General features: G+C 62.4%; 14 protein-coding genes. 12 read left to right on the top strand and 2 right to left on the bottom strand.

The genetic code is table 11. From position 1 onward, the window contains the following. Positions 1–266 precede the first annotated feature (266 nt). On the bottom strand, positions 267–1,523 hold the full coding sequence (locus G9X67_RS19980; RefSeq protein ID WP_011651401.1) for an N-acetylmuramoyl-L-alanine amidase: 1,257 nt from the start codon (positions 1,521–1,523) through the stop codon (positions 267–269). Between the two features lie 623 nt (positions 1,524–2,146). Between G9X67_RS19980 and G9X67_RS19975 the strand changes: the two genes are divergently transcribed. The 3 genes from G9X67_RS19975 (at position 2,147) to G9X67_RS19965 (ending at position 5,744) form a co-directional block, all read left to right on the top strand. Further along, positions 2,147–5,005 carry a ribonuclease E/G gene (locus G9X67_RS19975; RefSeq protein WP_171599460.1) on the top strand — a complete coding sequence of 953 codons (2,859 nt, stop codon included), beginning with the start codon at positions 2,147–2,149 and terminating at the stop codon, positions 5,003–5,005. Positions 5,006–5,148: 143 nt separating this feature from the next. Beyond that, a complete protein-coding gene (locus G9X67_RS19970; RefSeq protein ID WP_138328959.1) occupies positions 5,149–5,358 on the top strand; it encodes a type II toxin-antitoxin system VapB family antitoxin in 210 nt (69 codons plus the stop codon). Further along, on the top strand, positions 5,355–5,744 hold the full coding sequence (locus tag G9X67_RS19965) for a PIN domain nuclease (protein WP_138328230.1): 390 nt from the start codon (positions 5,355–5,357) through the stop codon (positions 5,742–5,744). Before G9X67_RS19970 ends, G9X67_RS19965 begins: the two co-directional genes overlap by 4 nt. Before the next feature lie 117 nt (positions 5,745–5,861). Here the strand turns inward: G9X67_RS19965 and G9X67_RS19960 are convergent, their stop codons facing one another. After that, positions 5,862–7,520, bottom strand: coding sequence for an acyl-CoA dehydrogenase family protein (locus G9X67_RS19960; protein ID WP_028741374.1), 1,659 nt, complete (start codon positions 7,518–7,520; stop codon positions 5,862–5,864). A gap of 179 nt (positions 7,521–7,699) precedes the next feature. Between G9X67_RS19960 and G9X67_RS19955 the strand changes: the two genes are divergently transcribed. The 9 genes from G9X67_RS19955 to rpmG all read left to right on the top strand — a co-directional run bounded on the left by G9X67_RS19955 (position 7,700) and on the right by rpmG (position 19,335). After that, complete coding sequence (locus tag G9X67_RS19955) at positions 7,700–8,656, top strand: aspartate carbamoyltransferase catalytic subunit (RefSeq protein ID WP_007626148.1); 957 nt, start codon at positions 7,700–7,702, stop codon at positions 8,654–8,656. Next, positions 8,653–9,942, top strand: a complete 1,290-nt coding sequence (locus tag G9X67_RS19950) for a dihydroorotase (protein ID WP_138328231.1) — start codon at positions 8,653–8,655, stop codon at positions 9,940–9,942. The genes G9X67_RS19955 and G9X67_RS19950 overlap by 4 nt, the downstream gene beginning before the upstream one ends. A gap of 78 nt (positions 9,943–10,020) precedes the next feature. After that, positions 10,021–10,641 (top strand): glycerol-3-phosphate 1-O-acyltransferase PlsY, encoded by a 621-nt coding sequence (gene plsY / locus G9X67_RS19945; protein WP_072638785.1) that lies wholly within the window; start codon positions 10,021–10,023, stop codon positions 10,639–10,641. Next, on the top strand, positions 10,641–11,783 hold the full coding sequence (dprA, locus tag G9X67_RS19940) for a DNA-processing protein DprA (protein ID WP_171599459.1): 1,143 nt from the start codon (positions 10,641–10,643) through the stop codon (positions 11,781–11,783). The genes plsY and dprA overlap by 1 nt, the downstream gene beginning before the upstream one ends. A 248-nt stretch (positions 11,784–12,031) precedes the next feature. Next, positions 12,032–14,686: a type I DNA topoisomerase gene (gene topA / locus G9X67_RS19935; RefSeq protein WP_171599458.1), complete on the top strand. Its 2,655-nt coding sequence runs from the start codon at positions 12,032–12,034 to the stop codon at positions 14,684–14,686. Position 14,687: 1 nt separating this feature from the next. Beyond that, complete coding sequence (gene rnr, locus G9X67_RS19930; RefSeq protein ID WP_171599457.1) at positions 14,688–17,060, top strand: ribonuclease R; 2,373 nt, start codon at positions 14,688–14,690, stop codon at positions 17,058–17,060. Between the two features lie 123 nt (positions 17,061–17,183). Further along, a complete protein-coding gene (locus G9X67_RS19925; RefSeq protein ID WP_138328235.1) occupies positions 17,184–17,636 on the top strand; it encodes a DUF983 domain-containing protein in 453 nt (150 codons plus the stop codon). Between the two features lie 254 nt (positions 17,637–17,890). Beyond that, positions 17,891–19,075, top strand: a complete 1,185-nt coding sequence (locus G9X67_RS19920) for an MFS transporter (RefSeq protein WP_029872828.1) — start codon at positions 17,891–17,893, stop codon at positions 19,073–19,075. Between the two features lie 92 nt (positions 19,076–19,167). Further along, positions 19,168–19,335, top strand: a complete 168-nt coding sequence (gene rpmG, locus G9X67_RS19915; protein ID WP_003547442.1) for a 50S ribosomal protein L33 — start codon at positions 19,168–19,170, stop codon at positions 19,333–19,335. Positions 19,336–19,688 lie beyond the last annotated feature (353 nt).

Below are 19,688 nucleotides of genomic sequence, written 5' to 3'. Positions count from 1 at the left end.
CAAGCCGATTCCGCGCTCAAGGCTTACGAAACATAAGCCGGAGTAACGGCGCGAATGTGAGCAAAATAGGGCTTCCTGCGCCGCATTCACCGCTGCGGCCGCGTTTCATTAGAACTGTCACATCCAAGCAACGCCCGTCGCCGCCGCCAATCTGAGGTATCTTGCTCAGAATTTGATTCATGCGGCGCACTTAAATATTTGTTTTTATGAATCTTTGTTTTTATGCGGCCGCCGTGCCGCAGCCGCTACAGATTTTTGGGCGGCCGTCAGCCGCCATTCGCCATGACTGCGGCGCGGTATCGCTTGACTGCGTCGGTCAAGAGACCGGCGATCTTGCCGCGCCAAGCCTCGTCGAGCAGCAGTTTCTCGTCCTCGGCATTCGAGAGGAACCCGATCTCGAGAAGGATCGACGGCACGTCGGGCGCCTGCAGCACGCGGAAGCCGGCATGACGGTGCGGATTGTTGATAGTGCCGACCTGATCCTTGAAAGAATTCAGCACACTCTCGGCCAGCGAGATAGAGAAGGCCTGGGTCTCGCGCCGCGTCAGATCGAGCAGGATGTCGGCAACCTCGGGCGGCTCGGCAACCGTCTCCTTGCCGGCGATCTGGTCGGAGAGGTTTTCGCGTTCGGCAAGGTCGGCGGCGAGCTTGTCGGATGCCTTGTCGGAGATCGTGTAGACGGTGGCGCCGCGGATATCCTTCTGCTTCAGCGTATCGGCATGCAGCGAAATGAAGAGGCCAGCATGGTTCTGGCGGGCGATCAGCACACGCTGCGAAAGCGACAGGAACTCGTCGTCCTCGCGCGTCAGGAAAGCCTTGATGCCCGGTTCCTTGTTCAAGCGGTCGGTCAAAGCCTTGGCGAAGGCAAGCGTCACCTGCTTTTCCTCGGTCTTGGTGTCGACGCCGATCGCGCCGGTGTCGATGCCGCCATGGCCGGCGTCGACGGCGATGACGAAATCGCCGGGAGCAGCCTTTTGCGGTGCCGGAATGGCGCTCGTCGTCTGCGCTGCCTCGGTCCGATCGCTCCAGGATTGCGTCTTCACCAGTTCGGCAAAGGCCTTCTTGTCGATCATCTCCGCATCGAGCACCAGGCGATGGCCGTTGCCCGTCTCATCGGCCTGCACCTTGGCAAGCGCCAGCTTCACCGGCCCTGCCGTCGTCAGCACGATGCGGGCGCTCTCTTCGTCCATCTTGCCGTAGCGGATATCCTTGAACAGGCCGCGGGCGGCAAGATCTTTCGCCGGAAAACCGAAGGCTGTCGCCGGCAGGTCAACAACGATGCGTTCCGGATTGGCGATATAGTGGACTGAGAAACGCGGCTCGCGATCGAAATCGATGACGATGCGGGTCCTTGCGTCGTCACCGACGATGCGCGCACCGTAGGCAAGCAGCGGATCCCTGGCTTCGACAGAGCTGGCAGCGGCCGGCAGCAGACTAGCGGCCAAAAGCGCCGCCAGAACCCGCCTTGCGAATGTCGATCGCCGCGCTGCGGATTTCGCCGCGATCCGAGCCCTCTTAAACAATAAACCGCCACATCCTATCTGTATTGCAATGGACCCGACGCGGCTGCGGCCAACGTCCTGTGACGAAACACCCGCTGCAGCCTGCCGAATCGCGATCACTTTATCCCCAGTTTGTATGCGTTGCGAAATCCATCAATATTATGGCACATTTGGCTTTTCCCTTGCTATTGTGACACAGAAAACATACAACGAATTTCAGGGTAAAGTGTTGACGGGATAGAGTCGCCGCAAAGGCTGCCAGCCAGATCAGGACCTGGCGCCACACCGGTCATCGTCCGCCGTCTCATGCGCTTAATCCTTAGAACTGGATCCTGATTTTCCGGCTTATTGTCGGAATTCATTGGTGGATCAGCCACCACGCTCTCAGGGAGCAAACTCATCGGACCCGAACGGGTCTTCGTATTTGTCGATCACGCTTGGTTGTTGATGGTTTCGCAGCAGGTTTTATCTGAAGTGTACAGGCCCCGGACCGAAATGGTTCCGGCTGCGGTCTGGCTGCTGCCCTCCCCCTCGCATCAGGCGCGACTTTCATTATCCGGCGCGGCCACAGTGGACCGCATTCTTTCTGTTTCAACAGCAGTCGGGAATGCGCTCTCGCGGCCACGCCGAGGAGCACAGCTTACATGGCAGACAAAATGCTTATCGATGCGTCTCACGAGGAAGAGACGCGCGTCGTTGTCGTTCGCGGGAACCGCATAGAAGAATTTGACTTCGAGTCCCAGCACAAGAAGCAGATCCGCGGCAACATCTATCTTGCAAAGGTAACGAGGGTTGAACCCTCGCTGCAGGCCGCCTTCGTCGATTACGGCGGCAACCGGCACGGCTTCCTAGCCTTCGCCGAAATCCATCCCGACTATTATCAGATACCGCTTGCCGACCGTCAGGCACTGCTTCGGGCCGAAGCCGAGGAGCATCGCCGCGACGAAGACGTCGAGCATGTCGAAACCGCGCCGATGGTCGATCTTTCCAAGCAGGATCAGCCGGATGTCGGCATCGTGCCGGCAGAGACCCCGGAAACGGCTGCCGTAACGGAAGAGACCGCAGCGGTAGAGGCCGCGGCATCACCCGAGGCCACCGAGGAAGCGCCGGCCAAGAAGGCCAGGCCGCGCCGCAGCCGCAAGAAGGTCGTAGAACCGGTTGCCGAGACGACCGCGACCGAGGACGCCGAAGCCGAAGGCGCTTCGAGCGTCGACAATGAGGATGACGGTTCGACCGGCGGCGCGATGGCCGCGATGGTGGAAACTGACTCGATCTCCGAGGACGTCGATACCAGCAAGCGTCGCCACGATGACGACGACGACGATGACGATCACGGTGAAGAGGAAGTCATCGAATCCGTCGGCGCCGAAGACGCGATGGAAGAAGTGCCGGACCGTGTGCAGCGCAAGCCGCGCAAGCAGTACCGCATTCAGGAAGTCATCAAGCGCCGCCAGATCCTGCTCGTGCAGGTCGCCAAGGAAGAGCGCGGCAACAAGGGTGCAGCCCTTACCACCTATCTCTCGCTCGCCGGCCGCTATTCCGTGCTGATGCCGAACACGGCGCGCGGCGGCGGCATTTCCCGCAAGATCACCAATCCTGCCGACCGCAAGCGCCTGAAGGAAATTGCGCGCCTGCTCGAGGTGCCGCAGGGCATGGGCGTCATCCTTCGCACCGCCGGTGCCAACCGCACCAAGGTCGAGGTCAAGCGCGACTTCGAATATCTGATGCGCCTCTGGGAGAATGTGCGCACGCTGACGCTGGCGTCCACCGCTCCCTGCCTCGTCTATGAGGAAGGCTCGCTGATCAAGCGTTCGATCCGCGACCTCTACAACAAGGATATCAGCGAAGTCATCGTTTCCGGCGAAGAAGGCTATCGTGAAGCGAAAGACTTCATGAAGATGCTGATGCCGAGCCATGCCAAGGTGGTGCAGCCCTACCGCGACATCCATCCGATCTTTTCGCGTTCCGGTATCGAGGCTCAGCTCGACCGCATGCTGCAGCCGCAGGTGACGCTGAAATCTGGCGGCTACTTGATCATGAACCAGACCGAAGCGCTGGTCTCGATCGACGTAAACTCCGGCCGCTCGACCCGCGAACATTCGATCGAGGACACCGCGCTGCAGACGAATCTGGAGGCTGCCGACGAAGTCGCCCGCCAGCTTCGCCTTCGCGACCTTGCCGGCCTGATCGTCATCGACTTCATCGACATGGAAGAGAAGCGCAACAACCGCGCCGTCGAGAAGAAGCTGAAGGAATGCCTGAAGAACGACCGTGCCCGCATCCAGGTCGGCCGGATCTCGCATTTCGGCCTGCTCGAAATGTCGCGCCAGCGCATCCGCGCTTCGGTTCTCGAATCGACCACGCAGGTCTGCTCGCATTGCGGCGGCAGCGGCCATGTGCGTTCGCAGTCCTCCGTCGCCCTGCATGTCCTGCGCGGCATCGAGGAATATCTGCTCAAGAACACCACGCACAACATCACCGTGCGCACCACACCTGACATCGCGCTCTACCTGCTCAACCACAAGCGCCAGACGATCGTCGATTATGAGAGCCGCTTCGGCGTCGCGATCATCATTGATGCGGACGGCTCGGTCGGCGCGCAACATTTCGCGATCGATCGCGGCGAGCCGGTGGAAAACCCGGTCAAGATCGAAACGCTCTTCAACTTCGCTGCCATTCCCGAGGATGATGACGACGACATCGTCATCGAAGTGGATGAGGAGGAAGACGAAGAGCTCGAGGAAAAGCCGGCCGTTGCCGAGCGGCCCGTCGCGGCACGCGCGGAAGGCGAAGCTGACGGCAACCGCAAGCGCAAGCGCCGCAGGCGCCGCCGCGGCCGCAACGGCAATGCCGAACAGCCGCTATCGGCGGCAGGCGAAGCCGGCGACGAGGATGAGGACGGCGACGACGAGGGCGGCGAAGGTGATGAAAACACCGAGGTCACGCCCGAGACACGCGCTGAAAGCGAGGAATCGCAGCGCCGCAAGCGCCGCCGTCGCGGCAAGCGTGGCGGCCGTCGCAATCGCGCCGAGGATGGTTCCGAACTGACGGCTGGCGAAGCCGGTGAAGACAATGGCGGCGACGAGGACGAAGGCGACGACGTTTCGAACGACGGCGCTCCGAGCGAAGCCGTAGCGGTCGAAGCGATTGCCGAACAGGCCGACGAAGGCCAGGCCGCGATGGCAGCCGTCGAGAGCGCGCCTGTCATAACCGAAGAAGTGAAGCCCGCCCGTGCCCGCGGCCGCCGCAAACCGGCCGCAGCGCCGGTCGAGGAACCGGTTGCAGAGACGGTACCTGTGGCCGAGGCCGAACCGGAATTGGTGGAAGCCTCCGCCGATCTCGAAACATCAGTTCAGGAAGAGGCAAAGCCGGTTCGCGCCAACCGCGAATCCAATATCTCCTCCTCCGAGCCGACGGTGAAATCCACCCGCGTCGAGAATGCCGAAGGCGACGACGGCAAGCCGAAGAAAGCTGGCTGGTGGCAACGCCGTGGCTTCTTCTGAACGCTGATATTCGGACGTAAACACTGAAATCCGGCCGTGGTGACGCGGCCGGATTTTTGTTTATGGGAACGATATCGTCAGTAGTCTTGAACCCCGTCGCGTTGATGTGTATATTTTACGAAGACTATACACATGGAGTAAAAATGCGGACTAATATCGATATCGATGATGCCTTGCTCAACGCGGCAATGACCGCCACGGGATTGGCGACGAAAAAGGCCACGGTCGAGCAGGCCTTGCGAAGCCTCGTTGAAAAGCATAGCCGGCGCAATGCGATCGCAAATCTTGCAGGAATAGGCTGGGAAGGTGACCTCGACGAGATGCGTAACGACCGGCCGGACGAAAAACGGTGATCGTTGTCGATAGTTCGGTCTGGATAGCGCATATGCGTGGGATAGAAAGCGCCGCCATGCGGCGCCTGCAGAACATCGAGGATCCATCAGATGTTATCGTCGGTGACCTGATCCTTCTGGAAGTGCTCCAAGGTGCGCGCAGCGAACGCCATGCAGCCATCATCGAACAGAGCCTGCGCAAGTTCACCATCCGCCCGATGCTTAACGATGACCTCGCGGTCCAGGCGGCTCGCAACTACCGCCTGCTACGGGAGCGTGACGTCACGGTGCGCAAGACCATCGATGTGATCATCGGCACCTTCTGCATCCATGAAGGCCATGCACTCCTGCATGACGATCGGGATTTCAATCCGATGGCCGAGCATCTCGGCCTCAGGATCGCCTGATCTCAAAGCGACCGGACGAACCAGACAGTCGTTTCGGATGGGGGAATGAGCGGCGGCTCCAAACGAACGCCCTCCGCGCCACCCAGGAGCGCAACCCACCCTGATTACCGACTGCGATCAAGCCGCCGGCGGGTAGAGCAGGTCGACGATGTAGCTGGCGTCGAAGCGGGAATCGAGCATGCCGTAGGTGGAGCGCCAGCCGCCGGCAAGACGCGTCTCGATGAAGGCATCGGCAATGCGCCCTGCCCCCAGGCGATAGAGCTCAGCGGCACCGGCGGCGAGCGCCAGCTGCTCGACGAGCAGGCGCGCGGCGCCCTCATCCTGTTCGCACAGCGCGATTGCGGCGCGCAGCACGTCGATGGTCTTCTTGCCGGCAGGGCCGAGATCGCGGGCAAGGCCGGCGAAGACCGTTTCGAACAGATCCTTGCCGCGGTTGAGCACGCGCAGCACGTCGAGCGCCATGACGTTGCCGGAGCCCTCCCAGATGGCGTTGACGGGAGCCTCGCGGTAATGGCGGGCGATCGGGCGCTCTTCGATGTAGCCGTTGCCGCCGATGCATTCCATCGCCTCGTAGATCAGCGCAGGCGCGATCTTGCAGCACCAGTATTTGGCGACCGGCGTCATGACGCGGGCATAGGCCGCCTCCTCGGCGTTGCCGCGCGCCTTGTCGAAGGCGTCGGCTAGACGGAAGGACAGTGCCGTCGCGGCGGCGACATCGAGTGCCATGTCGGCGAGCACGCGCGTCATGATCGGCTGGTTGACGAGCATCTTGCCGAAGACGCTGCGGCCGCGGGTGTGGTGCACGGCTTCGGCGAGCGAGGCGCGCATCATGCCTGACGAGGCCAGCGCGCAGTCGAGCCGGGTCAGCGTCACCATGTCGAGGATGGTGCGGATGCCGGCATCCGGCCCACCGAGCAGGAAACCGAACGTGTCTGTAAACTCGACCTCGGAAGAGGCGTTAGAGCGGTTGCCGACCTTGTCCTTCAGCCGCTGGAATTGCAGGCCGTTGGCGGAACCATCCTCCAGAAGGCGCGGCACGAGAAAGCAGCCCATGCCCTCCTTCGTCTGCGCCAGCATGATGAAGGCATCGCTCATCGGCGCCGACATGAACCACTTGTGCCCGGACAGCCGGTAGATGCCCTCGCTGACCTTTTCGGCAGCGCTCCTGTTGGCGCGCACATCCGTGCCGCCCTGCTTTTCCGTCATGCCCATGCCGATGGTCACGGCGGATTTCTGCATGGCGGGCTTGTTCGACGAATCATATTTGCGCGAGAGGATTTTCGGCGCCCAGTCCTTCTGGACCGCGGGCGAAGCCGAGAGCGCCGCAACGGAGGCGCTCGTCATCGTCAGCGGGCAGAGATGGCCGGATTCCAGCTGCGACGTCAGATAAAACCGCGCGGCACGAACCTTGTGGGCCTCGTCCTTGGCTTCCGTATCGGCCTGGGGATCCCAGACGGAGGAATGCAGGCCGACCGACATGGAGCGGCGCATGAGCGCATGCCAGGCGGGGTGAAACTCGACGACGTCGACGCGTTCACCACGCGGACCGTGGGTGCGCAGCTGCGGCGCGCCCTGGTTTGCCATGCGCGCCATCTCCTGCGCCTCCGGCGAGGTGACGTAGCGGCCCATGTTTTCCAGGTCTTCGCGGATGCCGCGCGGCAGGGCCGCCGTCAGGTCGACGATCAGCGGATCGGACCGATAGGCGTTGATGCCGGACCACAGGCTCGGCTGGTTGAGTTCTGCGAGTTTGTCGTCAGTCCGGTTGGCGGAGGTCATAATTCGCTTCTAGTGTAAGAGCCCGGCAAAGGGAAACCGGAAGTTATGATTCGGTTCATTCTGCTCTATCGGAATTCGGGCGAAAATGCATGGGGACATAAGCCTTTGCCCACAGCACATGCTTGCCCCGGCGGGCAGCACTCTTTATAGACCCGCCAGACACAGCAAGAGGCAGGGTCATGGTCTTTTTCCCCCACCGCCACCTCATCGGCATCAAGGGCCTCACCGAGCAGGATATCACCTATCTTCTCGACAAGGCGGACGAGGCCGTCAAGATCAGCCGCCAGAGAGAGAAGAAAACGTCGACGCTGCGCGGGCTGACGCAGATCAACCTCTTCTTCGAGGCATCAACCCGCACGCAGGCCTCCTTCGAGCTTGCCGGCAAGCGGCTCGGCGCCGACGTCATGAACATGTCGGTCGGCAACTCCTCTGTGAAGAAAGGCGAAACGCTGATCGATACGGCAATGACGCTGAATGCGATGCGCCCCGACGTGCTGGTGATCCGCCATTCGAGCGCCGGTGCGGCCGCCCTTCTTGCCCAGAAGGTCTCCTGCTCGGTCGTCAATGCCGGCGACGGGCAACACGAACATCCGACCCAGGCACTGCTCGACGCGCTGACGATCCGCCGCGCCAAGGGCAAGCTGTCGCGCATCATCGTGGCGATCTGCGGCGACGTGCTGCATTCGCGGGTGGCGCGCTCCAATATCCTGCTGCTCAACGCCATGGGCGCCCGCGTGCGTGTCGTTGCGCCCGCGACTCTCCTGCCTGCGGGCATCGCCGAGATGGGCGTCGAGGTCTTCCATTCGATGAAGGAAGGGCTGAAGGACGCCGACGTGGTGATGATGCTGCGGCTGCAGCGCGAGCGCATGTCCGGCGCCTTCGTGCCTTCAGTGCGCGAATACTATCACTTCTACGGGCTCGACGCCGAAACGCTGAAGGCGGCCAAGGAGGATGCGCTGGTCATGCATCCCGGCCCGATGAACCGCGGCGTCGAAATCGCTTCGGAAGTGGCGGACGGGCCGCAGAGCGTGATCGCCGAACAGGTGGAGATGGGGGTCGCGGTGCGCATGGCCGTCATGGAGACGCTGCTCGTCTCGCAGAACCAGGGTCCCCGAAGCGATGGAATGATGGCATGAGCAACCCGATCGTCCTCAAGAACGTCCGCATCATCGACCCGTCGCGCAATCTCGACGAGGTCGGGACGATCATTGCCGAAAACGGCGTGATTCTCGCCGCGGGCCACAAGGCGCAAAACCAGGGTGCACCTGATGGAGCCGTCATCCGCGACTGCACGGGCCTTGTCGCGACGCCCGGCCTTGTCGATGCGCGCGTCCATGTCGGCGAACCCGGCGGCGAGCACCGTGAGACGATCGCCTCGGCGAGCCGGGCGGCGGCGGCCGGCGGCGTCACCTCGATCATCATGATGCCGGACACCGATCCCATCATCGATGACATCGCGCTCGTCGAATTCGTCAAGAAGACGGCGCGGGATACGGCCGACGTCAACGTCTATCCAGCAGCCGCCATCACCAAGGGCCTTGCCGGCGAGGAGATGACGGAGATCGGCCTGTTGATGCAGGCGGGCGCCGTTGCCTTCACCGATGCCCATTCCAGCGTCCACGACACGCAGGTGCTGCGCCGGATCATGACCTATGCGCGCGAATTCGGCGCCGTCGTCTCCTGCGAGACGCGCGACAAATATCTCGGCGCCAACGGCGTCATGCATGAGGGGCTTTTTGCCAGCTGGCTCGGGCTCTCCGGCATTCCAAAGGAAGCCGAGCTCATCCCGCTCGAACGCGATCTCAGGATCGCGCAGCTGACGCGCGGCCGTTATCACGCCGCGATGATCTCGGTGCCGGAATCGGTCGAGGCGATCGAGCGTGCCCGCAGCCGCGGCGCCAAGGTGACCTGCGGCATCTCGATCAACAATCTGGCGCTCAACGAAAACGACATCGGCGAATACCGCACCTTCTTCAAGCTCTATCCGCCGCTGCGCCCGGAAGACGACCGGGTGGCGATGGCCGACGCCGTTGCGAGCGGTGCGATCGATATCATCGTCTCCTCACACGACCCGCAGGATGTCGATACGAAGCGCCTGCCCTTCGGCGAGGCAGAGGATGGCGCGATCGGCCTCGAAACCATGCTGGCGGCAGCGCTCAGACTTCATCATGGCGGCCAGGTGAGCCTAATGCGCCTGATCGACGCTATGTCGACCCGCCCCGCTCAGATTTTCGGCCTGAATGCCGGCACGCTGAAGCCGGGCGCTGCGGCCGATATCGCGCTGATCGATCTCGATGAGCCTTGGCTTGTCGCCAAAGACATGCTTCTCTCCCGCTCGAAGAATACGCCGTTCGAGGATGCGCGCTTCAGTGGGCGGGCGGTCGCGACATACGTCTCGGGAAAGCTTGTCCACGCAATTTAGAACCGACACGATCGCCGTCCATCCCGCAACGGGAGAAGGCTGACTCGAGGATAGGCCACGGAGAGGCTGAGGGGACATATGTTATCCAATCTCATGTCATGGCAGATCACGCTGCCGATCGCGCTTGCCGCCGCCGTTATCGGTTATCTCTTCGGCTCGATCCCGTTCGGACTGATCCTCACGCGCGCCGCCGGCCTCGGCGACGTGCGCAGCATCGGCTCCGGCAATATCGGCGCGACCAATGTGCTGAGAACAGGAAACCGAACGCTCGCCGCGGCGACGCTGCTGCTCGATGCGCTGAAGGCATCGGCCGCGGCCTGGGTCGTCGGCTATTTCCTCGGTGAGGAGGCCGCGATCATCGCCGGCTTCTTCGCCTTTATCGGCCATCTTTTCCCGGTCTGGATCGGCTTCAAGGGCGGCAAAGGTGTCGCCACCTATATCGGCACCCTGCTCGGCGTCGCGCCGATCATGGTCGTGCTCTTCGCCGCCGTCTGGCTGGCGGTCGCCTTCACCACCCGCTACTCCTCGCTTTCGGCGCTGGTTGCCATGCTTGTCATTCCAGTTGCCCTGTGGATATTGGGCAATGAAAAGGTTGCGGCTGTCATGGCGATCATGACCCTCATCTCCTACTGGAAGCACAAGGCGAATATTTCGCGCCTGATGGGCGGGACGGAAAGCAAGATCGGGGCAAAGGGATAATGGATACGCTGAGCGCCGGACCAAAAGGCGTCGTGCTGACCGAACGGCAAAGAATTGCCTGGCTGCGTCTCATCCGTTCCGACAATATCGGCCCTGCCACCTTTCGTGACCTCATCAATCATTTCGGTTCGGCCGAGGCAGCACTTGCCGCACTGCCGGAGCTTTCGGCGCGCGGCGGCGCCACGCGGGCAATCCGCATCGCCAGCGAGGCCGAAGCGCATCGGGAGCTGGAGGCGGCGCGTCGCTTCGGCGCCCGCTTCGTCGGCATCGGTGAACCGGACTATCCGCAAGCGCTGAAGCAGATCGACGGCGCGCCGCCGCTTCTGGCCGTCAAGGGCGCGCTGGCCGCTGCCAAACGACCGGCCGTCGGTATCGTCGGCTCGCGCAACGCCTCGATCGCAGGCGCGAAATTCGCAGCGATGGTGGCGCGTGACTGCGGCCGGGCGGGTTACACCGTGGTCTCCGGCCTGGCACGCGGCATAGACACCGCTGCCCAACGGGCAAGCCTTGACACGGGCACGATCGCAGCACTCGCCGGCGGTCTCGACCAGCCCTACCCGCCGGAGAATATCGGCCTGCTCGAAGAGATAACCGGTGGCAATGGCCTGGCGGTGAGCGAGATGCCCTTCGGCTGGGAACCCCGCGCCCGCGACTTCCCACGCCGAAACCGGCTGATCGCCGGCATCGGACTCGGCCTCGTCGTCATTGAAGCGGCGACGCGTTCGGGCTCGCTGATCACGGCGCGGCTTGCCGGCGAGTTCGGCCGCCTGGTGTTTGCCGTGCCCGGCTCGCCGCTCGATCCGCGCTGCCATGGCACCAACGGCCTGCTGAAGGACGGCGCTTCGATCGTCACCGCACCCGACGATGTCATCGAGGCCCTGGCGCCGCTTGCGCAATTCGAGCTGTTCCCGTCATCGATGGCGGAGGATCCGGCGCCTGACGGCAAGGCAATGTCGGTGCCACCCGGCGATTCCGATCGAAACAGCATCATCGATGCACTTGGGCCGACGCCGGTCGAGGTCGACGACGTCATCCGCCATACCGGCCTGTCGGCATCCGCGGTCTATCTCATCCTTCTGGAACTCGATATATCAGGCAGGCTGCACCGGCATCAGGGTGGCCTCGTCTCGCTTTCCGATTGAACCTGGGTACACATGAGGCGGCGGCTTTGCTAATTGCCGAACCCTGAGTCGACGACCTTCTGCAACCAATCTGGAATTGTATTTTCCAAGAACTCTCCCTTCGGCTGCAGCAGACGCAAGAGGTAAAATTGTAGCAAACCCCTTGACCGCGGCGATTTCCCTGTCCATGTCGGAGGGCCGATATCCATGTTGCGGTGTGTGTCGCGCTGGCTTCAACGCTGGCGTCGTTTCCTTTTTAGAGAATCATCATGAATGTTGTAGTGGTGGAATCGCCTGCCAAGGCCAAGACGATCAATAAGTATCTGGGTCCGGGATACAAAGTGCTCGCCTCCTTCGGCCATGTGCGCGATCTGCCTGCCAAGGACGGCTCAGTTCTTCCTGATCAGGACTTCGAAATGCTTTGGGAGGTCGACAGCGCCTCCGCCAAGCGCATGAAGGACATTGCCGACGCGTTGAAATCCTCGGACGGCCTCATTCTCGCGACCGACCCGGATCGCGAAGGCGAAGCGATTTCCTGGCATGTTCTCGACATGCTGAACAAGAAGCGCGCGCTCACCGGCAAGTCGGTCAAGCGCGTCGTCTTCAACGCGATCACCAAAAAGGCAGTGCTCGACGCGATGGCTGCGCCACGCGATCTCGATGTGCCTCTGGTCGACGCTTATCTCGCTCGGCGCGCACTCGACTACCTCGTCGGCTTCAACCTTTCACCGGTTCTCTGGCGCAAGCTGCCCGGCGCGCGTTCGGCCGGCCGCGTCCAGTCGGTGGCACTGCGCCTCGTTTGCGACCGCGAATCCGAGATCGAGCGCTTCATCTCGGAAGAATACTGGAACATCTCGGCGCTGCTGAAGACGCCGCGCGGCGACGAGTTCGAGGCGAGGCTGGTTTCGGCGAACGGCAAACGGCTGCAGCCGCGCGCAATCGGCAACGGCGAAGATGCCGGCCGGCTGAAGGCATTGCTCGAAGGTGCGAGCTACGTCGTCGACTCAGTCGAGGCGAAGCCGGTCAAGCGTAATCCCGGACCGCCCTTCACGACCTCGACGCTGCAACAGGCCGCCTCCTCCAACCTCGGCTTCTCGGCCTCGCGCACCATGCAGGTTGCCCAGAAGCTCTATGAGGGCGTCGATATCGGCGGCGAGACGGTCGGTCTCATCACCTATATGCGAACCGACGGCGTGCAGATGGCGCCCGAGGCGATCGACGCGGCGCGCAGCGCCATCGTCGACCAGTTCGGCGAGCGCTATATGCCGGAAAAGCCGCGCTTCTACTCGACCAAGGCGAAGAACGCCCAGGAGGCGCACGAGGCGATCCGACCGACTGATTTCTATCGTTCGCCCGACCGTGTGCGCAAATTCCTCGATGCCGACCAGATCCGGCTCTACGAGCTGATCTGGAAACGCGGCATCGCCAGCCAAATGGCGTCGGCCGAGATCGAGCGCACGACGGCTGAAATCACCGCCGACAACAAGGGCGAGAAGGCCGGTCTGCGCGCCGTCGGTTCGGTCATCCGCTTCGATGGTTTCATCGCCGCCTATACCGACCAGAAGGAAGATGGCGAGCAGAGCGACGACGGCGACGAGGATGGCCGCCTGCCGGAGATCAATGCGCGCGAGGCGCTCGCCAAGCAGAAGATCAATTCGACGCAGCATTTCACCGAACCGCCGCCGCGCTATTCGGAAGCCTCGCTGATCAAGAAGATGGAAGAGCTCGGCATCGGCCGCCCCTCCACCTATGCCGCGACGCTCGCGACACTGCGCGACCGCGACTATGTGACGATCGACAAGCGCAAGCTGATCCCGCAGGCCAAGGGCCGGCTGGTGACCGCTTTCCTCGAGAGCTTCTTCACCAAATATGTCGAATACGACTTCACCGCCGATCTCGAAGAGAAGCTTGACCGGATTTCCGCCGGCGAGCTGAACTGGAAGCAGGTGCTGCGCGATTTCTGGAAGGATTTCTTCGCCCAGATCGAGGACACCAAGGAACTGCGCGTCACCAACGTGCTCGATTCGCTGAACGAGGCGCTGGCACCCCTCGTCTTCCCGAAACGGGAGGACGGTAGCGATCCGCGCATCTGTCAGGTCTGCGGCACCGGCAACCTGTCGCTGAAGCTCGGCAAATACGGCGCCTTCGTCGGCTGCTCGAACTATCCGGACTGCAACTACACCCGCCAGCTCTCTTCCGAAAACGGCGGAGAAGCGGACGGTGCGGCACTCAACGAGCCGAAGAACCTCGGCACCGATCCGACGACAGGCGAGGAGCTGACGCTGCGTTCCGGCCGCTTCGGCCCCTATATCCAGCGCGGCGACGGCAAGGAAGCCAAGCGCGCTTCGCTGCCGAAGGGCTGGAAGCCCGAGGACATCGATTATGAAAAGGCGATGGCGCTGATCTCGCTGCCGCGCGATATCGGCAAACATCCCGAATCGGGCAAGATGATCTCGTCCGGCATCGGCCGCTATGGGCCGTTCCTCCTGCATGACGGCTCCTATGCCAATCTGGAAACCGTCGAGGACGTTTTCTCGGTCGGCCTCAACCGCGCCGTGACTGTTATCGCCGAAAAGGCGAAACAGGCCCCGGGCCGGGGTGCGCGCGGCACGCCGGCAGCGCTGAAGACGCTCGGCGATCATCCTGATGGCGGCGCCATCACCGTTCGCGACGGCAAGTACGGCCCTTATGTCAATTGGGGCAAGGTCAACGCTACACTGCCGAAGGGCAAGGATCCCCAGGCGATCACCGTCGAGGAGGCGCTTGCGCTGATCGCCGAGAAGGCCGGCAAGGCCCCTGCGGGCAAGGCGGCCAAGGCGAAAGCCAAGCCGAAGGCGGCCGCCGCCGAAGCCAAGAGCACCAAGACGGCTGCCAAGCCGAAGACAACGAAGGCGAAAGCGCCCGCGAAATCGAAAAAGGGCTGACGTGAGCAGAATACCGCGCGAGAGAACGAACCCTGCGGGCAAGCGCCCGGGCAAGACCGGCCGCGCCGGCAAGGATGCTCCCGCCGTCGAGCCGCTGAACATCGTCCACGGCGCGCTGCCTTCGCGCGAGGTGATCCTGCGCTTCATCGCCGATCATCCGCAGAAAGCGTCCAAGCGTGAACTCGCCAAGGCTTTCGGCCTGAAGGGCGACAACCGCGTTGAGCTCAAGCACATGCTGCAGGAGCTCGAGCAGGAAGGCATGCTGCAGAAGAACCGCAAGTCGCTGATCCGGCCCGGTGCGCTGCCGCCTGTCATCGTCCTCGATATCACCACGCGCGACAAGGACGGCGATCTGATCGGCCGGCCGGCGGAATGGCCGGAGGACCAGGGCGTGGCACCCGCCGTTTCCATCCGCCAGCAATCGCCGGCAGGCCGCCAGGGCAAGGGCAAGGCGCCCGTCGCCGGGCTCGGCGACCGCATCCTGGCGAAGATCTTCCCGGCTGTCGATCGCGGCGGGCCGGCCTATACGGCGCGGATCATCAAGGTGATCGACAGGCGCCGCGGCGCCTCGATGGGCGTTTTCCGCACTGCACCCGGCGGCGGCGGCCGGCTGCTGCCGATCGAACGGCGCGGCGAGGAGATGGTGATCGATCCCGACTTCACCGGCGGCGCCACGGACGGCGACCTGGTCGAAGTCGAAATCGCCCGTCTCGGCCGTTTCGGCCTGCCGCGCGCCAAGGTGCTTTCCGTCGTCGGTTCCGTCGGTTCGGAAAAGGCGATCTCGATGATCGCGATCCATGCGCACGGCATCCCGCATGTCTTCCCGCCGGCCGTCATCGCCGAAGCGGAGGCCGCAAAGGCTGCGACCATGTCGCATCGGGAGGATTGGCGCGACGTGCCGCTGATCACCATCGACCCGGCCGATGCCAAGGACCATGACGACGCCGTCTATGCCGAGCTCGACCCCTCGCCCGACAATCCCGGCGGCGTCATCGTCACTGTGGCGATTGCCGACGTCTCCTGGTATGTCCGCCCCAATTCACCGCTCGACCGCGAGGCGCTGAAGCGCGGCAACTCGGTCTATTTCCCGGATCGCGTCGTGCCGATGCTGCCGGAGCGCATCTCCAACGATCTCTGCTCGCTGAAGGAAGGCGTCGACCGTCTGGCGCTCGCCGTGCGCATGAGCTTTTCCGGGGAAGGCCGCAAGATCGGCCATACTTTCCATCGCATCATGATGAAGAGTGCCGCCAAGCTCTCCTACCAGCAGGCGCAGGCAGCCATCGACGGGAAACCGGACGATCAGACCGGACCGATGCTCGAGCCGATCCTGAAGCCGCTCTGGCACGCCTATGAGGTGATGAAGCGCGGGCGCGACCGGCGCCAGCCGCTGGAACTCGATATGCCGGAGCGCAAGATCCTGTTGAAGCCCGATGGCACGGTCGACCGGGTTGTCGTGCCGCCACGCCTCGATGCGCATAAGCTGATCGAAGAGATGATGATTCAGGCGAACGTCTGCGCCGCCGAGACCTTGGAAAAGAAGCGTCAGCCGCTGATCTACCGTATCCATGACGGCCCGACGCTTGCCAAGCAGGAGATCCTGCGCGAGTTCCTGGCCACGCTCGGCATCTCGCTTGCCAAGGGCGGCAACATGCGCGCCAACAACTTCAACGGCATTCTGGCGAAGGCGGACGGCACGCCGCATCAGACCATGGTGAGCGAGATGGTGCTGCGTTCGCAGAGCCAGGCGATCTACGGCCCGGAGAATATCGGCCATTTCGGCCTCAACCTGATGAAATACGCCCACTTCACCTCGCCGATCCGCCGCTATGCCGACCTCATCGTCCATCGAGCCCTTGTCGGCTCGCTCGGCTTCGGCGAAGGCGGCATCACGCCCGAAGAAGAGGCGGCACTCGACGATATCGCCGCCGAAATCTCGACCTTCGAGCGCCGGGCTATGGCAGCCGAGCGAGAGACCGTTGACCGGCTGATCGCGCATCACCTCAGCGGCCGTGTCGGTGAGGAATTTGCCGGGCGGGTCTCGGGCGTGACAAAATCGGGACTTTTTGTTTCCCTGCCGGACTATGGCGCCGACGGTTTCGTCCCTATATCTACGCTCGGCAGCGATTATTTCATCTATGACGAGGCGCATCAGGCACTCTCGGGTGAACGAACAGGGCTCGGCTATCGCCTGGGCGATAGCGTCACCGTGAAACTTGCCGAAGCGATCCCGCTTGCCGGTGCACTGCGTTTCGAGATGATTAGCGAGGGCCGAGAAATGCCGGCTGCGGTGCGTTCCTTCCACAAGGCGGGGCGCCGCGACAGGGGCCAGGTTCGTAAGAAGCCCGGAACGAGGCCGCCGCGCGGACGGCACTAAAGCGCGTCGCAATCTTTCAGATTGGCTCCCCCGCGCTGTAGGTCCTTGTTTTTACGCGTGTCGTTATCGCGAAACCGCTGCACAGTTTGCGCGACATGTTTTAGATCCGAAGAGGAACATGCGATGAGCACACCGACCGATCCGGCCGTCCGCTACGGCGATACGCCCGAGGTCGAGCGTCCGCTTGGGCGCTCCATCATGCGCGGGCTGATGAACCGCTGCCCGGCCTGCGGCAACGGCAAGCTCTTTCGTGCCTTCCTGAAGCCGGCCGATCATTGCGCGGCCTGCGGCGAGGCGATGCATCACCAACGCGCCGACGACCTGCCGCCCTATATCGTCATCCTGGTCCTCGGCCACGTCGTGGTCGGCGGCTATATGCTGACCGACCTAACTTTCGTGCTGCCGGTCTGGGTGCATCTCGCCATCTGGGCGCCGATCACCGTCATCACCGCGCTTGCCTCGATCCAGCCGATCAAGGGCGGCGTCATCGGCCTGCAATGGGCGCTGCGCATGCACGGCTTCGGTGGCGAGAGTGACGGTCCGGACGATTATGACATCCCCGGCCGGCCGAATTAGCGCCTTCACCTTCCAGACATATTTAACGTGTAGTGCCAGCCCTCCACCGACCACCACCCAAATGCGGGAGCCGACGATCCTCAAGACCTGACATGGTAAGCATTTCTTGCCCGAACGGGCTTTACATTCCGCAGATGGTCACTCACATCGGAAATACTGCGAAGCGGCATCCGTCACCTGGATTTGGCACGTCCGTGTCTATCTATCTGACGGGATCGGTCGATTCGTTCGCGCACCTCTCTAAGGATGGATAAATGTCTCAGCCGAGAACCGGCACACCGGGCGATGTCGAAGAAATCCATTGGCCTTCTCTGGTGGCAGCCATCTCGTCCATCTCAGCCGTTGGCATAGCAATCGGCCTCGGTCTGCCCCTCCTCAGCATCATCCTCGAAAAACGCGGTATCTCGTCCACCCTGATCGGGCTCAACACGGCGATGGCCGGGGTCGCGGCGATGGCCGCCGCACCGATCACCACCAAGCTCGCCCATAAATACGGCGTTGCGCCGACGATGATCTGGGCTGTGCTGATTTCGGCGCTGAGCGCGCTTGGTTTCTATTACGCCCAGGATTTCTGGATGTGGTTTCCGCTGCGTTTCGCCTTCCACGGCGCGACGACGACGCTGTTCATCCTCTCCGAATTCTGGATCAACGCCGCTTCGCCGCCTTCCAAGCGCGGCTTCGTACTCGGCATCTATGCGACGGTGCTTTCCCTTGGCTTCGCGGCCGGACCGCTGCTGTTTTCGATCCTCGGCAGCGACGGCATCTTCCCCTTCCTGATCGGCGCCGGCGCCATCCTGCTTGCCGCCATCCCGATCTACATCGCCCGCGACGAAAGCCCGGTGCTCGAGGAAAAACCGGAGCTGCATTTCATGCGCTACGTTTTCCTGGTGCCGACTGCGACGGCGGCGGTCTTCATCTTCGGCGCGGTCGAAGCCGGTGGGCTGTCGCTTTTTCCGATCTTTGCCGTGCGCGCCCATTTCACCGAATCGCAGGCAGCACTTCTGCTCACCATGATGGGCGTCGGCAACGTCATCTTTCAGATCCCGCTCGGCCTGCTTTCCGACCGCATCGCCGACAAGCGGCCGCTTCTGGCCGGCATGGCGCTGATGGGCTTCATCGGCTCGATGATGTTGCCGCTGTTGCTCGACAACTGGCTGCTGATGGCCGGGCTCCTGCTTTTCTGGGGCGGCTGCGTCTCAGGCCTCTATACGGTCGGCCTCAGCCATCTCGGCTCGCGGCTGACGGGCTCCGATCTTGCTGCGGCCAATGCTGCCTTTGTCTTCTGTTATGCGATGGGAACCGTGGCCGGGCCGCAGGCGATCGGCGCAGCGATCGATGTCGCTGGAAATAACGGTTTTGCCTGGGCGATTGCGGCTTTCTTCGGTCTTTACGCCCTACTTTCCGGCATCAGACTGATGTTCATTCGAAAACGGGCTTGACTTTTCGGGCGGGATTCGTAGTTTCGCGCCAGGATTTGCCGTGGAGCCCATCCGGCTTCCACGGCTTTCATTTTCTTAGAGGCAGGACGACCATGGCCAAGGCTACAACAATCAAGATCAAGCTGCTGTCGACGGCTGACACCGGTTTCTTCTACGTCACCACGAAGAACAGCCGCACGATGACGGACAAGATGACGAAGACGAAGTACGACCCGGTTGCGAAGAAGCATGTCGAGTTCAAGGAAACCAAGATCAAGTAATCACTTGGCCTGACGGATTTCAAAAAAGCGCGCGCCTTCGGGTTGCGCGTTTTTTATTGCCCGGATTAATCGTCTTTAAAAAATGATAGCGCAAACAGACAAAACGCCGCCCTTCCATCTTCGGGAAGTGGCGGCGTTTTCGTGAAAGGGGGTCGGCCAGCATGCAAAACGGCACGAGGAACCGCTATAACTTGCCTACTAGCCGACCGACCCCACGACCCAGGAGATGCGGCGGACCTGAGCATCATGGGGTATCGACAACTCCTCAACGGGAGCGCTTCTCTTATGAGCGATAATTTGCGCAAAAATGAAAGAAAATCAACAAATTCTTAATGATGAATTTTCTCATCTTG

The sequence above is a fragment of the Rhizobium sp. WYCCWR 11152 genome (assembly GCF_013087615.1).
GTDB classification, from domain to species: Bacteria; Pseudomonadota; Alphaproteobacteria; order Rhizobiales; family Rhizobiaceae; genus Rhizobium; species Rhizobium indicum.
Note: the sequence above shows the minus strand (reverse complement) of the source record. Positions and strands in the feature narration are given on the sequence as shown.

Coding starts and splice junctions, on each gene's coding strand:
- G9X67_RS19975 (WP_171599460.1), top strand. CDS start 2,147: ATGGCAGACAAAATGCTTATCGATGCGTCTCACGAGGAAGAGACGCGC.
- G9X67_RS19970 (WP_138328959.1), top strand. CDS start 5,149: ATGCGGACTAATATCGATATCGATGATGCCTTGCTCAACGCGGCAATG.
- G9X67_RS19960 (WP_028741374.1), bottom strand. CDS start 7,520: ATGACCTCCGCCAACCGGACTGACGACAAACTCGCAGAACTCAACCAG.
- G9X67_RS19955 (WP_007626148.1), top strand. CDS start 7,700: ATGGTCTTTTTCCCCCACCGCCACCTCATCGGCATCAAGGGCCTCACC.
- G9X67_RS19950 (WP_138328231.1), top strand. CDS start 8,653: ATGAGCAACCCGATCGTCCTCAAGAACGTCCGCATCATCGACCCGTCG.
- plsY (WP_072638785.1), top strand. CDS start 10,021: ATGTTATCCAATCTCATGTCATGGCAGATCACGCTGCCGATCGCGCTT.
- dprA (WP_171599459.1), top strand. CDS start 10,641: ATGGATACGCTGAGCGCCGGACCAAAAGGCGTCGTGCTGACCGAACGG.
- topA (WP_171599458.1), top strand. CDS start 12,032: ATGAATGTTGTAGTGGTGGAATCGCCTGCCAAGGCCAAGACGATCAAT.
- G9X67_RS19925 (WP_138328235.1), top strand. CDS start 17,184: ATGAGCACACCGACCGATCCGGCCGTCCGCTACGGCGATACGCCCGAG.
- G9X67_RS19920 (WP_029872828.1), top strand. CDS start 17,891: ATGTCTCAGCCGAGAACCGGCACACCGGGCGATGTCGAAGAAATCCAT.
- rpmG (WP_003547442.1), top strand. CDS start 19,168: ATGGCCAAGGCTACAACAATCAAGATCAAGCTGCTGTCGACGGCTGAC.